This is a genomic window from Pseudomonas sp. JL3 (assembly GCF_031570575.1).
GTDB lineage: Bacteria > Pseudomonadota > Gammaproteobacteria > Pseudomonadales > Pseudomonadaceae > Aquipseudomonas > Aquipseudomonas cucumis.
Map to the genome: position 1 here is coordinate 699,269 of NZ_JAKWJK010000001.1, position 13,441 is coordinate 712,709.

At 60.7% G+C, this 13,441-nt stretch carries 14 protein-coding genes; 8 read left to right on the top strand and 6 right to left on the bottom strand.

The window, feature by feature from the left end; translation table 11 throughout:
• Positions 1–5 precede the first annotated feature (5 nt).
• From MMG91_RS03030 to MMG91_RS03040, 3 genes are all read right to left on the bottom strand, one after another.
• A complete protein-coding gene (locus tag MMG91_RS03030; protein ID WP_305506119.1) occupies positions 6–722 on the bottom strand; it encodes an alpha/beta hydrolase in 717 nt (238 codons plus the stop codon).
• 192 nt (positions 723–914) lie between these two features.
• The gene (locus tag MMG91_RS03035) at positions 915–2,027 is read right to left on the bottom strand and encodes a M14 family metallopeptidase (protein ID WP_310658691.1); all 1,113 of its coding nucleotides are present in this window, start codon (positions 2,025–2,027) and stop codon (positions 915–917) included.
• A 102-nt stretch (positions 2,028–2,129) separates the two neighbouring features.
• On the bottom strand, positions 2,130–2,909 hold the full coding sequence (locus MMG91_RS03040; RefSeq protein WP_305506115.1) for an ABC transporter substrate-binding protein: 780 nt from the start codon (positions 2,907–2,909) through the stop codon (positions 2,130–2,132).
• A gap of 322 nt (positions 2,910–3,231) precedes the next feature.
• On the opposite strand from MMG91_RS03040, the gene MMG91_RS03045 reads away from it, so the two are divergent.
• On the top strand, positions 3,232–3,873 hold the full coding sequence (locus tag MMG91_RS03045; RefSeq protein ID WP_310658692.1) for a type 1 glutamine amidotransferase: 642 nt from the start codon (positions 3,232–3,234) through the stop codon (positions 3,871–3,873).
• Between the two features lie 117 nt (positions 3,874–3,990).
• On the opposite strand, the gene MMG91_RS03050 is transcribed toward MMG91_RS03045, so the two are convergent.
• Positions 3,991–4,425: a rhodanese-like domain-containing protein gene (locus MMG91_RS03050; protein WP_310658693.1), complete on the bottom strand. Its 435-nt coding sequence runs from the start codon at positions 4,423–4,425 to the stop codon at positions 3,991–3,993.
• A 101-nt stretch (positions 4,426–4,526) separates the two neighbouring features.
• Here MMG91_RS03050 and ftrA point away from each other — a divergent pair, with 101 nt between their 5' ends.
• Complete coding sequence (gene ftrA / locus MMG91_RS03055; protein WP_310658694.1) at positions 4,527–5,501, top strand: transcriptional regulator FtrA; 975 nt, start codon at positions 4,527–4,529, stop codon at positions 5,499–5,501.
• A gap of 120 nt (positions 5,502–5,621) precedes the next feature.
• On the opposite strand, the gene cobF is transcribed toward ftrA, so the two are convergent.
• Positions 5,622–6,377, bottom strand: a complete 756-nt coding sequence (gene cobF, locus MMG91_RS03060) for a precorrin-6A synthase (deacetylating) (protein WP_305506107.1) — start codon at positions 6,375–6,377, stop codon at positions 5,622–5,624.
• Positions 6,377–6,949: a histidine phosphatase family protein gene (locus tag MMG91_RS03065; protein ID WP_305506105.1), complete on the bottom strand. Its 573-nt coding sequence runs from the start codon at positions 6,947–6,949 to the stop codon at positions 6,377–6,379. The genes cobF and MMG91_RS03065 overlap by 1 nt, the downstream gene beginning before the upstream one ends.
• Positions 6,950–7,291: 342 nt before the next feature.
• Here MMG91_RS03065 and MMG91_RS03070 point away from each other — a divergent pair, with 342 nt between their 5' ends.
• The 6 genes from MMG91_RS03070 to MMG91_RS03095 all read left to right on the top strand — a co-directional run bounded on the left by MMG91_RS03070 (position 7,292) and on the right by MMG91_RS03095 (position 13,415).
• Positions 7,292–8,146 (top strand): MurR/RpiR family transcriptional regulator, encoded by an 855-nt coding sequence (locus MMG91_RS03070; protein WP_305449226.1) that lies wholly within the window; start codon positions 7,292–7,294, stop codon positions 8,144–8,146.
• Between the two features lie 2 nt (positions 8,147–8,148).
• Positions 8,149–8,793, top strand: coding sequence for an isochorismatase family cysteine hydrolase (locus tag MMG91_RS03075; protein WP_305506101.1), 645 nt, complete (start codon positions 8,149–8,151; stop codon positions 8,791–8,793).
• Entirely contained in the window at positions 8,790–10,121 is a 1,332-nt protein-coding gene (locus tag MMG91_RS03080; RefSeq protein ID WP_310658695.1) for a glutamine synthetase family protein, read from the top strand. The genes MMG91_RS03075 and MMG91_RS03080 overlap by 4 nt, the downstream gene beginning before the upstream one ends.
• Positions 10,105–10,857 (top strand): N-formylglutamate amidohydrolase, encoded by a 753-nt coding sequence (locus MMG91_RS03085; RefSeq protein ID WP_310658696.1) that lies wholly within the window; start codon positions 10,105–10,107, stop codon positions 10,855–10,857. Before MMG91_RS03080 ends, MMG91_RS03085 begins: the two co-directional genes overlap by 17 nt.
• 57 nt (positions 10,858–10,914) lie before the next feature.
• On the top strand, positions 10,915–12,264 hold the full coding sequence (locus tag MMG91_RS03090; protein ID WP_305449222.1) for an APC family permease: 1,350 nt from the start codon (positions 10,915–10,917) through the stop codon (positions 12,262–12,264).
• A gap of 119 nt (positions 12,265–12,383) precedes the next feature.
• Positions 12,384–13,415, top strand: coding sequence for an arginine N-succinyltransferase (locus MMG91_RS03095; RefSeq protein WP_310658697.1), 1,032 nt, complete (start codon positions 12,384–12,386; stop codon positions 13,413–13,415).
• The last annotated feature ends 26 nt before the right edge of the window (positions 13,416–13,441 follow it).

A 13,441-nucleotide genomic window follows, 5' to 3' on the forward strand; every position in this document is an offset into this window, starting at 1 on the left:
CCGATTCAGGGATTGAGCCGCTGCAACCAGGCGCTCAAATCCTTCACCTCGGGGGCGCTGATGCTGTGACCGACACCCGGATAAGCATGAAACTCGGGCTTGAGTGACAGGCGCTGCAACAGGCTGTCGGCCTCAGTACCGTCGTTGTAGGGCAGGAGTGTGTCGGCGGTGCCATGACCGATGAAAATCGCCAGCTGCTGGCGTTTTTCATCCGGCTTGAGCTCGGACCTGAGCACCGGCAGGATGCGCCCGCTCAACGCCGCAATCCCGCCTACCGCCTCGGGATGACGCAACGCGACCTCGTAGGACATCATCGCGCCCTGGCTGAAACCCACCAGGAATACCTTGTCCGCTTCGGTGTGATATTTCTTCGCCGCTTGTGCGACAAAATCCCGCAGCACCTGGCCGCTGGCCTTCAGGTCGTCCGTCTCGCCGTCATAGGCGCCCTCGCCCTTCTGGCGAAACCACTGGTAACTGCCCTCTTCCAGCGTCATCGGCGCTCTCACCGACAGGTAGTTGTACTGCGACGGCAATTCTTCCTTGATGTCGAACAAGTCGTGCTCGTTACTGCCGTAACCGTGCAGGAAAATCACCAAGGGTTGGTTACGGGATTCAGCGTTGGCCTGCTCCAGGTACTTGAGCGGCAGATCGGTGTGCAACGGAGCTTGAGCGTGGACGGCGGTGGACGCCAGGAGCGTGAGCAGAGCGAGTACCTTCAACATAAACCTTCCTTCACAGAGCGCAGGATTCGGGGCAAAGCCTAACATCTCTTCCCGGATACGCCGCCTAACGATCGTTCCCACGCTCTGCGTGGGAATGCCTCAACGGACGCTCCGCGTTCGGCTTCTGGGACGCGGAGCGTCCCGGGCTGCATTCCCACGCAGAGCGTGGGAACGATCGGTGAGAAAGCCCCCTTAATCGTTAACCAACTTCCCAACCCGAATCGGCTCGCGCCCGGCGACTTTCGCCTGCCAGGTCCCCGGTTGTGTGTAGCGCCCGCGATCGATGGCAAACAGTACGCCGCTGGTCCCGGCACACACAGTGGTGACGCGATCGTTCAGCGGATCGACCACTTCAAACAATGCATCACCGCGCTCCACCCATTCACCCGAATCACGCAGAAAACTGACCACCCCGTGATGCGGTGCAAACAGGTACTCGGTGCCTTCGAACGGCATGCCTTCACAGCATTCGCTCGGCGCGGCCGGCCAGGTGCCGGTGATGAAACCCTGCTCGGCCAGGAACCCCAGGATCGCCTCGCAATTGGCCTGAGCCTGATCGACCCGGGTATCGCCCATGCTGCCCAACTCCAGCGTTGTCGCCAGATTGGCCGGCGGAATCGCCGCTTCAGGAAAGGCCCGCGCCAGACGCAACCACGGCGTAGAACACGACTCGTCGAAAGAGCTGCCACCGGAATCTTCACACAGCAACGCCACCCCGGCCTTCAAGCGAGCCGCCAGGGAGCGCCACTGCGGCCAATGCTGCGGCAACGCATACAGGTGAATCGCCGCGTCGAAATCGCAATGCAAATCGAGGGTGATGTCCGCCTCGCAAGCGTGACGCAACAACAAGCGATGCATGGCTTCCAGCTGAGAAGCCGCGGCCGGCAAACCATCGAGCACCTGGCCCATGGTCTGGCGGATTAACGCGATGTTGGCCTGGGCATCCTCACCCAATTGGTCGCCAATCAACTCGGCCACCGGCGCGCTGAGTTCAACGAACGAACGGTTGAAGTTCTTGCCGCTGCCCAGTTCGAAGCGGCCCATGTGGCTGCCTTGCAGGTGCTGATCGAGGCCGATGGGATTGGCCACCGGCACCAGTTCGATCACACCCTGAAGCTGGCCTGAAGCTTCGAGTTCGCTCAAACGCTTCTTCAGTTCCCAGGCGGTGCGCATGCCCGGCAGTTCGTCAGCGTGCAGGCTGGCCTGGATGTAAACCTTGCGAGTGCCCGCGCCATAACGAAACACGCTGAGTGTGCGTTCAGTCCCCAGATGGCTCCAGGGCAATGGATGGTCGATGCGTTGCATGGGGACTCCTGAATGTGTGAACCGCAAGATCACTATAAAGAGCGCATAAAAAAAGTGGCCACCGCGTCAACAGTGGCCACTTTTTTCTACGGCGTATTCGTATTAATGACCGTAAACGTCAAAAGCGAAGTACTTGTCCTGTACTTGCTTGTACTTGCCGTTGGCGCGGATTTCGGTGATGGCGGTGTTGAATTTGTCCGCCAGCTCTTTATCACCCTTGCGCACAGCGATGCCGGCACCGCCGCCGAAGTACTTGGCGTCTTCATAGGTCGGGCCGACGAAGGCGAAGCCTTTACCGGCGTCGGTTTTCAGGAAACCGTCGTCCAGGTTGACCGAGTCAGCCAGCATCGCGTCGAGGCGACCGGCGACCATGTCCAGGTTGGCTTCCTGCTGTGAACCGTAGCGCACCAGGTCGATGCCGGCCGGTACCAGTACTTCAGTGGCGAAGCGGTCGTGGGTGCTCGCGCGCAACACACCGACTTTCTTGCCTTTGAGCTCGGTCAGCGGATCCTTGACGGCGGTGCCTTCCTTCATCACGAAGCGCGCTGGGGTGTGGTAGTACTTGATGGTGAAATCGACGTTCTTCTTGCGATCGTCAGTGATGGTCATGGACGACAGGATCGCGTCGATTTTCTTGACCTTCAGGGCGGGGATCAGGCCATCGAACTCTTGCTCGACCCAGGTGCACTTCACTTTCATCTGCTCACACAACGCATCGCCGATGTCCACGTCGAAACCGGTGAGTTTGCCGTCCGGGGTTTTCATCGAAAATGGCGGGTAACCGGCTTCGATACCGAGGCGAATCGGCTTGGCCTCATCGGCCACGGCGGTCAGGGACAACATCGACAGTGCCAGGGCACCGAACATCACTCGCTTCTTCATTTATAACTCCTGTGTGCGGAGGCTTTTATTGGCAGCTTTCGATTGGCAACTTTCGGTTAGTGAAGACCGAAGTGGCCGGCAGTCTAGAGCGGCTTCAGGAGGGCAAATTGCGTTTAAGCGACAAATACTTATAGAAGAACTGCCACGGGATTCAAGGCACTTGAAGCGTGCGCCACGGTGGTGCAAGGGCTGTAGGACAATCCCTTGTTTCAGATAAAACCTACAAGGTTTCGGGTGTAATCCGACTGAACAGTCGCACTGGTGATGAAGCTTTTTTTGCGGCACATTGACCCCGCCAACCCATTCCCAAAAGAGAAGCGTGATGCCCACGTTGAACCTGATCCAGCACCATCCTGCCGAAGGTCCTGGCGCCATTGCCGAATGGGCCCAGTCCCGTGGCATTACGCTGTATGTGTTTCGCGCCGACCTCGGCCAGTTGCCGCCGGTGAGCTCGGCACCCGCGATCCTGTTGGGCGGGCCTTACGAATCCAATGCCGGGCCGACGTGGCTGGAGGCGGAGCGTCAGTGGCTGGCAGGCAGTCTGGTTCAGGGCGCGGCGGTGTTTGCGATTTGTCTGGGCGCGCAATTGCTGGCGTTGAGCCTGGGTGGCAATGTGCGGCGGATGGCTCATCCCGAAACGGGCTGGACCACCGTGACCTTTGCCGATGGCCAGAGGCTGAAGGTGCTGGAATGGCACGAAGACGCGATCGATCTACCCGAGGATGCGCAATTGCTGGCCAGCAGTGACGTGTGTGAGCAGCAGATGTATCGCGTCGGGGCGACGCGGGTGGGGTTGCAGTTCCACCCGGAGTGGAATGCCGAATCGGTGGCGATTCTCAATGAGCACTTTGCCGAGGAATCGCCGTTGCCTCGGGGACCACAGGACAGTGCTGCCTACGCAGCCGTGTTTGGCTGGTTGCAGGTGACGCTTGACCAATGGTGGGCGGCGCGGACAGCGGTTTGAATCAAGATCAAAAGATCGCAGCCTTCGGCAGCTCCTACCGGGGACGTACAGCCGTAATTTCACCGGTGTACTCGGTCAATGTAGTCGCTGGCGAAGCCTGTGATCTTTTCGGCTACATCAACATTCGCAACCGATCACGGTGCTGACCGGCCGTTGCACCACAACACTCAATTCAAACCCCTCATCCTGCCACCCGGTCACCCCGCCAATCATCTCCTTGACCGGGTAACCCAGCGCCGCCAGTTTCACCGCGGCCTTGTTGGCGCCGTTGCAGTGGGGCCCTGCGCAATAAACCACAAACAGCGTGGTCTTCGAATAAGCCGTCAAACCGTCAGCCGTGATCAGTCGGCCCGGGATGTTGATCGCGCCCGGCACATGGCCGCGTTCGAACGCCAACGGTCCACGCACGTCCACCAGGACAAAATCCACCTCGCCAGCCTGTTGGCTGCCATAGACGTCGGAACAATCGGTTTCGAAAGTCAGACGGTTGCTGAAATGCATCAGGGCAATGGCGGATGGGGCTGCGGGAATTTCGCGAACCAGGCTGGGCATGGGCTGTACTCCAAAGTCTCGGTGGGTGTGGGAAGACTTTATCTGCCCCGCGCTTGCCGCTACAGTGGCGCACAAGACACTCACCGGGAATTTTCCGCCAAATGCAGCCCACCCCTGGATTGGTCGCGATTCTGGCCTACGACGGCCTCTGCACGTTCGAATTCGGCATTGCCGTGGAGATCTTCGGCCTGGCGCGGCCGGAGTTCGATTTCCCTTGGTATGAGCATCGTATCGTCGCCGTCGACCAAGGGCCGATGCGCGCCATGGGCGGTATTCAGGTGCTGGCCGACGGCGGGATGGAACTGCTTGAAGAAGCCCGGACCATCATCATCCCCGGCTGGCGCGACCGCAGCGCGGCGGTGCCTGAACCTTTGCTCGCCGCCCTGCGCCAGGCCCATGCCCGGGGGGCGCGATTGCTGTCGATCTGTTCCGGGGTATTTGTATTGGCGGCCACCGGTTTGCTCGACGGTCATGGCGCCACGACGCATTGGCGCTACACCGCGGAACTGGCCGAACGTTTTCCGGACATTCAGGTGGACCCGGACGTGCTCTATGTTGATTCCGGCCAATTGATCACCTCGGCCGGCAGCGCCGCGGGCATTGATGCCTGCCTGCACCTGGTCGCGCGGGATTTCGGCACTCAGGTGGCCAACTCGGTTGCGCGGCGGTTGGTGATGTCGCCGCAACGCACCGGCGGCCAGGCGCAGTTCATTCCGTCACCGGTCAGCCCGACGCCGCGCAACGATCTGTCGCGGGTCATGCAATGGGCGCGGGAACGTCTGCACGAACCGCTGGAGGTTCGCGACCTTGCCAGCGAAGCGGCCATGAGTGAACGCACGTTCCTGCGGCGGTTCACCGAAGCCAGCGGCCTGCCGCCCAAGGCATGGTTGCAACATGAGCGCCTGGCCCGGGCCCGTGAGTTGCTGGAGAGCACTCGCCAGAATACCGAGCAGATTGCCCAGCACTGCGGTTATCGATCGGTGGAGAGTTTCCGGGTGGCGTTTCGCAGTGTAGTCGGCGTGCCGCCGTCGGTGTATCGGGAGCGGTTTGGGCGCGAGGTAAAGGCGATTTTTTGAGGTGTTATTGAGGGCCTCTTCGCGGGCAAGCCTGGTTCCTACAGTGGTCTTGTGGTCACCACAGATCCAATGTAGAAGCCAGGCTTGCCCGCGAAGGCGTCCGCCCGGACACCCATTATTTCAAGACTTGCGCAACAAATAGGTGTCCATAATCCACCCATGCACCAGCCGCGCCGCCTTGCGCACTCGCTCAATCTCATCCGCGACATCCTTGAGCTTGCCGCTGATAAGGATTTCATCCGGCGTCCCCAGGTAAGCCCCCCAGTAAATCTCTGTCTCCTGATCGGCCACGTGATGGTAGGCATCTTGCGCATCCAGCATCACCACCAGGCTGTCGGCGTCACTCACCTGCCCCGCCGCCAATCGCCGGCCGGTGGTGATTTCAATCGAGCGACCGATGCGATTCAGCGGCACCTTATGTTGCGCCGCCAACGCCTGCACGCTGGTGATCCCGGGGATCACCTCGAACTCGAACACACACCGGCCTGACGCCAGAATCGCCTGCAGAATCCGAATGGTGCTGTCGTACAACGCAGGATCGCCCCACACCAGAAAACCGCCGCATTGGTCGTCGGTCATTTCCTCGTTGATCAGCCGCTCGAAGGTCTGCTGCTTGGCGCGGTTCAGGTCTTCGACACTGGCCTTGTAGTCCACATCCCCGCGTTCCCGCTCCGGGCTGTGGGCTTCGACGAAGCGGTAGTCGTGATCGGTGATGTAGTGCTCACAGATCTCGCGGCGCAGGTCGATCAGTTTGTCTTTGCTCTGGCCCTTGTCCATTAGGAAAAACACATCGACGCGGTTCAGCGCCTTCACCGCCTGCATCGTGATGTAGTCGGGGTTGCCGGCGCCGACACCGATGACCAGAAGTTTTTTCATCAACGTGCTCCCTCAGTGTCCGTGCCCATCAAGCGTAGGCGCCAGCGACCGTTGAACCGCAACTCGATGGCCGACAACGGTTCGACGTCGATCTGGTTGAACGCCGCGCCCTGCAGCACCTGCATCAGTGCGGCGCGAATGACAAAAGGATGGGTGATGGCAACGATATGCCCCGGCGTTGCCTCAAGGGTACTCAACCACGCAGCCACCCGCTCACCGAGTTGCGTCACCGATTCTCCACCGTGAGGCGCCGAGGTCGGGTCATTGAGCCAGGCCTGGAGCGTCTCCGGTTCGGTTGTTTGCAGGTCGTCGATCGACGTGCCTTTCCAGCGTCCGAAATCGCAATCTGCCAGTGCCGCGACAATCTCCACGTCGTCGCCAAACAGCGACGCTGTTTGCCGGGTCCGCAGTTCCGGGCCACAGAGCAAACGGGGTGTGCCCTTGAACTGGCGGCAACGCGAACCCTTCGCCGATTGCCAATCCATTTCCAACGGCTCATTCGTAGGAAAACACGCCAATTTTTGTGCGACGGTTCGAGCGTGGCACATCAGGGTCAAGCGGGTCGCCTGCACGGAAGATCACTCTGTCGATAGGATGGAAAACGGCACGATGCCGTGAACAATCGGGTCATTGTGCCGCAAGAAGCGCGATCCAGGGCGCTTCGTTTCAAGCAGTCGATCGGGTTGGCGGCCCCAATTTTATCCCCGATAAGTAGCGATCTCTGACACCACTATGGGCAATGTCCTACAAAGTCAGTCGACATCCGCGTAGCCCCCGGCGCACGGGGTTTTCGCCCCATTTTGCGGCTTTTAAAATCCATGCGAAAATTCACTAGACATGTAGCACACGTTACATAAATACTGTTTTAGCAATTTATGAAACGAAACCGACACACCCATCCAGCAGGAGCCCGGATGCCCTCTCTCAGAGACCTGATCACCGATCCCGACCTGGAACTCACGCCGTCGGAACGCAAAGTCATACGTGCCTTGCTGGATCAGTACCCGCGTAACGGGCTGGGCCCGATGTCACGTCTGGCCGAACATGCCGGTGTCAGCGATCCGACCATCGTGCGGTTGGTTAAGAAGCTTGGTTTCAGCGGTTATGCCGACTTTCAGGAAGCCTTGCTCAGCGACATGGATGACCGCCTGCGCTCTCCCAGTACCCTGTTGCAACCCCGTGCCCATCTCAAGAAAGATGATCCCTGGGGCCATTATCTGGCGAACAGTCATCGGGCATTGGTCGACACCCAGGCGCTGACTCAACCCGAAGATGTACGAATTCTGATCGAATGGCTGCTCGACACCCGCCATCAGGTCCATTGCTTTGGTGGCCGCTTCAGCAGTTTCCTCGCCAACTATTTGCTCAACCATCTGCGCCTGCTGCGGCCCGGCTGTTTTGCCCTGGAAGACAACGCGCAATTGCCGGACCGGTTGTTCGACGTGCAGCGTCAGGACGTGGTGCTGGTATTCGACTATCGCCGCTATCAGTCCCAGGCCCTGCGGGTCGCCCATGCCGCTAAGAGCCGACATGCGCGGGTCGTGCTGTTCACCGACATCTACGCGTCACCGCTGCGAGAAATGGCCGACCTGATCATCAGTGCACCGGTGGAGTCGGCGTCGGCCTTCGACTCGATGGTTCCGGCGCTGGCCCAGGTTGAAGCACTGGTTGCCTGCCTGTCCCTGCGCAGCCCCGATCTGGCCGATCGCCTGGAAGGCATCGACGCCCTGCGGACCGACTTCGACACTCACCTGCTGGAGGATAAATAAGGATGTTCACGCTCCCCCACCACTCGCCCCGGGACTTGCCGTTTGCCGCCGACCACACCGCACTATTGCTGGTGGACATGCAGCGTGCCTGGCTCGAGCCGCAGTTCGACCCGCACCTCAACGGGCCGGATGCCGAATACTTTCTGACCCGCGCCCACATGCAAGTGGTGCCCAATCAACGCCGGTTGCTCAGTGCCTTTCGTAATGCACGACAAAACGTGCTGCACACGCTCATCGAAAGCCTCACCGCCGATGGTCGCGACCGTTCGCTGGACCACAAACTCTCGGACATGCACCTGCCCAAGGGCAGCCCGCAAGCGCGAATCATCGATGACCTGACGCCGATCGAAAACGAAATCGTACTGCCCAAGACCTCTTCCGGGGTCTTCAACTCCACCAACATCGACTACGTGCTACGCAACCTTGAAACCCGCCACCTGATCATCGCCGGCATCGTCACCGACCAGTGCGTCGACATGGCCGTGCGCGACGCCGCCGACCGCGGTTACCTGGTGACGCTGGTCGAAGATGCCTGCGCCACCTACACCGAACAACGGCATCACGCCTGCCTGAACGCCATCAAGGGCTACTGCTGGATCACCGACACCCAGACCGTGCTCGGCCGGTTGCAGGAGATGCAGCCATGAGCGCTCGCCTGTCGCCACTGCCCATGACCACGATCGTCACCACCGACCTGATCGGCGTGACGCGCGGCCGTTCCTTTCCCACGGACGAGCTCGAAGCCTATCAAGTGGCGGGCTGCGGCTGGGTGCCGGCCAACAGCGCCCTGACCCCGCAAGACATCATCGCCTCCAGCAATCCATGGGGTGCTTATGGAGACTTGCGGCTGATCCCCGACTTGAGCAGCCGTGTAACCGTCAACAACGGCCCGGACGCCAATGCCCCGGCGCTGGACTTCATTCACGGCGACATTCGCGAAACCGATGGCCGCCCGTGGGGTGCCTGCCCGCGCACGCTATTGCGCAACGAGGTGGAGCGTTATCGCGACGAATTGGGACTGCAGATCAACGCCGCGTTCGAACATGAATTCAACCTCGGCAGCGGCGCGGCTGAGCATCTGGCGTTCTCTCTTGAGGCGCAGCGCCAGGGCGCCGAGTTCGGCGGCTGGTTGCTCAGCGCACTGCGTGCCGGCGGTGTAGAACCAGAGATGTTCCTGCCGGAATACGGCAAGCACCAATACGAAATCACCTGCCGCCCGGCCCTCGGCGTCGCCGCTGCCGACCGCGCGGTGAACGTGCGCGAGATCACCCGTGAGATCGCCCGGCAAATGGGCCTGGACCTGAGTTTCGCGCCCAAGACCTCCGAGCAGGCGGTATGCAATGGCGTGCATTTGCACGTGAGCCTGCAGGATCTGGCCGGCCACCCGGTGATGTACGACGCCGGCACCACCAACGGCCTGTCGACCCTTGGCCAGCATTGGGCCGCCGGCGTTCTGCACTATTTGCCAGCGCTCTGCGCCTTTACCGCGCCGACACCGGTTTCCTACGGGCGCTTGCAGCCACATCACTGGAGCGCTTCCTACGCCTGCCTCGGCCAACGCAACCGCGAAGCGGCGCTGCGGATTTGCCCCACCGTGAGCCTGGGCGGCAAAGCCGTGGCGGCGCAGTACAACCTGGAATTTCGCGCCATGGACGCCACCGCCTCGCCGCATCTGGCCATGGCCGCGTTGCTGATCGCCGGGCGTCTGGGCATAGAGCAGCAACTGGCCCTGAACGCGATCACCGATGAAGTCCCCGATTCCCTGAACGAAGAGCAACGCCAGGCCCGCGGCATCGTCGCCCTGCCCGCGTCCCTGTCCCAGGCCCTGGAATGCCTGCGCAACAGCGAGGCGCTGATCGAAGCCCTGCCGAGCGCCTTGCTGGACACCTGGTTCGCCCTTAAAACCGAGGAACTGAGGCTGACGGAACAGCTCTCGCCCGCCGATCTTTGTGAGCACTATGCGCGCCTGTACTGAGTCCGCCGAACTGGGGCTCTATACCCAGCCTGCGTACACGCTGACCCGGGAAGCCTCCGGGCACCCGCTGATTCTGGTGTGTGAACACGCCAGTCGTTTTATCCCGGCCGGGTTGAATGACCTGGGCTTGAGCCATGAAGCCGCCCGCGAACACATCGCCTGGGACATCGGCGCCCTGGCGCTGGCCGAGGGGTTGTCCGAAGCACTGGGCGCGACCCTGTTGGCGGCCAATTATTCACGGCTGTTGATCGACCTCAATCGCCCGCGCCATGCGCCGGACAGCATTCCGTTGCAGAGCGAGATTTATCAGGTGCCGGGCAATCGGGATCTGGACGAGGCCACCCGCGACTATCGCCGGCACTGCCTGTTCAAGCCGTTTCATGCACGCCTGCAATCCTTGATCGACGCCCGTGTGGCGCAAGGTCGACCGGTTCGCGTGGTGGGGATTCACAGTTTCACGCCGATTTATCACGGCCAGCCACGGTCGCTGGAAGCCGGCGTGTTGTACGGACAGGCCGGGGAGTACGCCCAGCGAGTGATCGACGGGTTGAGTCGGCACCCCTTGAAAGTCGCAGGTAATCAACCGTACAAAGTCGATCCGCTGGGTGACATGACCGTGCCGGTTCACGGCGATGCACGAGGGCTTGAGTCAGTGTTGATCGAGGTGCGCAACGATCTGCTGCGCACCCCCGAGGACATCGGTCGCTGGACCGACTATCTGGCGCCACTGCTGTAGAGCAATAGCTTCAAACTCGCAGCGTGCAGCTGCTTTCATATCAAGGAGAAGGGCTTCATGGAAATAGAAGAATTCGGCTACAAGCAGGAATTGAAACGCAGCCTGTCACTGACGGACCTGGTGGTGTACGGGATGATCTTCATGATCCCCATCGCCCCGTTCGGCGTTTATGGTTACGTCAACGCCGAAGCGCCGGGGATGGTGCCGCTGGCCTACATCATCGGCATGGTGGCGATGCTGTTCACCGCCCTCAGTTACGGCAGCATGGCCCGGGCTTTTCCGATTGCGGGCTCCGTGTATTCCTACGCACAACGTGGCCTCAACCCGCATGTCGGGTTTATCGCCGGTTGGCTGATGCTGCTCGATTATTTGCTGATTCCGCCACTGCTCTACGTTTATGCGGCGATGGCGCTGAATCATTTGTACCCGGACATCCCGAAAGTCGGTTTCATCCTGGCCTTTCTGGTCAGCGCCACCTTCGTCAACCTGCGGGGCATTACTTTCACCGCGCGGATGAACATCGTCTTTCTACTGGCGCAACTGGTGGTGCTGGGGATCTTCCTGTTCTATGCCTGGAATGCCCTGCACAACGGCGGTGGTAACGGCGAGCTGACTCTGGCGCCGCTGTACAACCCCGAGACATTCAACTTCGCCCTGCTGATGCAAGCGGTGTCGATTGCGGTGCTGTCGTTCCTCGGTTTCGATGCGATTTCCACCCTCGCCGAAGAGATCAAGGGCGACCCGGGCCGCAGCGTCGGCAAGGCTGCGCTGATTACATTGCTGGTGATGGGCGTGATCTTCGTGGTGCAGACCTGGATTGCCACGGATCTGGCCGCCGGCCTGGGCTTCAAGTCCGCCGACACCGCGTTCTATGAAATCGCCGAAATCGCCGCTGGCAGTTGGCTGGCGACCCTGACCGCCGTAGCCACCGCCCTGGCCTGGGGCGTCGCGGTCGCGATCACTTCGCAAGCGGCGGTTTCGCGCCTGCTGTTCGGCATGGCCCGGGACGGCAAACTGCCGAAAGTGCTGGCCAAGGTGCACCCGAAGCACAACACGCCGTATGTGAGCATCTATCTGGTGGCGGCGCTGTCGCTGGTGATCTGCTACCTGTTCATCAACTCGGTGGACACCCTCACCTCCCTGGTGAACTTCGGCGCCCTGAGCGGCTTCATGTTGCTGCACCTGACCGTCATCAACTATTACTGGCGTCGGCAGAAGTCCGGCCAGGTGATTCGTCACCTGCTCTGCCCGGTGATCGGCTTCATCATCGTCGCAGCCATAATGTACAACATGGGCGTCGATGCACAGAAACTCGGCCTGATCTGGATTGCCTTGGGGCTGGTCTATCTATTCTTCCTCAACAAACTGGGTGCCAGCACGGTCCTACCCGACCCAAGCAATGGCTGACAAGAAAAAGGGCAGCGTCTGACATGAATTCAGGCGACTGCCGATTTAACGCGTGGAAACCGACAGTGATAGTCAGGTTCGGTGCAAATCGCCGAACCCTTTGATACAGGAGTACATCCATGCTGGTCTTACGCCCAGTGGAGTTAACCGACCTGCCCCAGTTGCAGCAACTGGCGCGCGACAGCCTGGTGGGGGTCACGTCCCTGCCGGACGACACCGAACGCCTGCGCGAGAAAATTCTCGCCTCCTGCGCTTCGTTCGAGAAAGACGTCCAGGGTCCTGGCCCGGAAAACTATTTCTTCGTGCTGGACAATCTCACGACTCGCCATTTGGTCGGCTGCTCGGAAATCCTCGCCACCGCAGGGTTCAACGAGCCGTTCTACAGTTTGCGCAACCGTCATTTCACCAGCACCTCACGGGAGCTGAACATTGAGCACGGGGTGCCGGCGCTGTCGTTGTGCCACGACCTCAGTGGTCATACTTTGCTGCGCGGTTTCCATATCGACGCGGCGCTGGAACGCACGCGGTTTTCCGAATTGCTGTCCCGGGCGCGGCTGCTGTTCATCGCCGCACACACGGCGCGCTTTGCCGAAGCGGTGATCACCGAAATCGTTGGCTACAGCGACGAACAGGGCCAGTCACCGTTCTGGGATGCGCTGGGCAAGCATTTCTTCGACCTGCCGTACGTCGAGGCCGAGCGGCTTTGCGGTCTGCAGAGCCGGACATTTCTCGCCGAACTGATGCCGCAATACCCGATCTACGTGCCGATGCTGCCCCCGGCGGCACAGGAATGTATCGGCCGGATTCATCCTGACGGTCAGGAGGCCTTCGACATTCTTGAACGCGAAGGCTTCGAGACCAACAGCTACATCGACCTGTTCGACGGTGGCCCGACGTTGTACGCACGCACCTCGAACATTCGCTCCATCGCCCAAAGCCAGACCGGCACGGTGCAGCCTGGCTCGGCCATTGATGCACGTGGTAGTTCCCTGGTGAGCAACTACCTGGTGAGCAACGATTCGTTGAAGGACTACCGCGCAATTGTTGCCGAGCTGGACTACCACGCCGGGCAACCCGTGGCCTTGAGCGCCGAGATGTGCGCGGCCCTGAATGTGACCGACGCCAGTGCGATTCGGTTGATCGCCCTGTGAGCCGCCACCGGCCCCGTGCCCAACGA

Bases quoted from the DNA above. Each gene is read 5' to 3' on its own strand.
- MMG91_RS03030 (WP_305506119.1), bottom strand. From the start codon at position 722: ATGTTGAAGGTACTCGCTCTGCTCACGCTCCTGGCGTCCACCGCCGTC.
- MMG91_RS03035 (WP_310658691.1), bottom strand. From the start codon at position 2,027: ATGCAACGCATCGACCATCCATTGCCCTGGAGCCATCTGGGGACTGAA.
- MMG91_RS03040 (WP_305506115.1), bottom strand. From the start codon at position 2,909: ATGAAGAAGCGAGTGATGTTCGGTGCCCTGGCACTGTCGATGTTGTCC.
- MMG91_RS03045 (WP_310658692.1), top strand. From the start codon at position 3,232: ATGCCCACGTTGAACCTGATCCAGCACCATCCTGCCGAAGGTCCTGGC.
- MMG91_RS03050 (WP_310658693.1), bottom strand. From the start codon at position 4,425: ATGCCCAGCCTGGTTCGCGAAATTCCCGCAGCCCCATCCGCCATTGCC.
- ftrA (WP_310658694.1), top strand. From the start codon at position 4,527: ATGCAGCCCACCCCTGGATTGGTCGCGATTCTGGCCTACGACGGCCTC.
- cobF (WP_305506107.1), bottom strand. From the start codon at position 6,377: ATGAAAAAACTTCTGGTCATCGGTGTCGGCGCCGGCAACCCCGACTAC.
- MMG91_RS03070 (WP_305449226.1), top strand. From the start codon at position 7,292: ATGCCCTCTCTCAGAGACCTGATCACCGATCCCGACCTGGAACTCACG.
- MMG91_RS03075 (WP_305506101.1), top strand. From the start codon at position 8,149: ATGTTCACGCTCCCCCACCACTCGCCCCGGGACTTGCCGTTTGCCGCC.
- MMG91_RS03080 (WP_310658695.1), top strand. From the start codon at position 8,790: ATGAGCGCTCGCCTGTCGCCACTGCCCATGACCACGATCGTCACCACC.
- MMG91_RS03085 (WP_310658696.1), top strand. From the start codon at position 10,105: ATGCGCGCCTGTACTGAGTCCGCCGAACTGGGGCTCTATACCCAGCCT.
- MMG91_RS03090 (WP_305449222.1), top strand. From the start codon at position 10,915: ATGGAAATAGAAGAATTCGGCTACAAGCAGGAATTGAAACGCAGCCTG.
- MMG91_RS03095 (WP_310658697.1), top strand. From the start codon at position 12,384: ATGCTGGTCTTACGCCCAGTGGAGTTAACCGACCTGCCCCAGTTGCAG.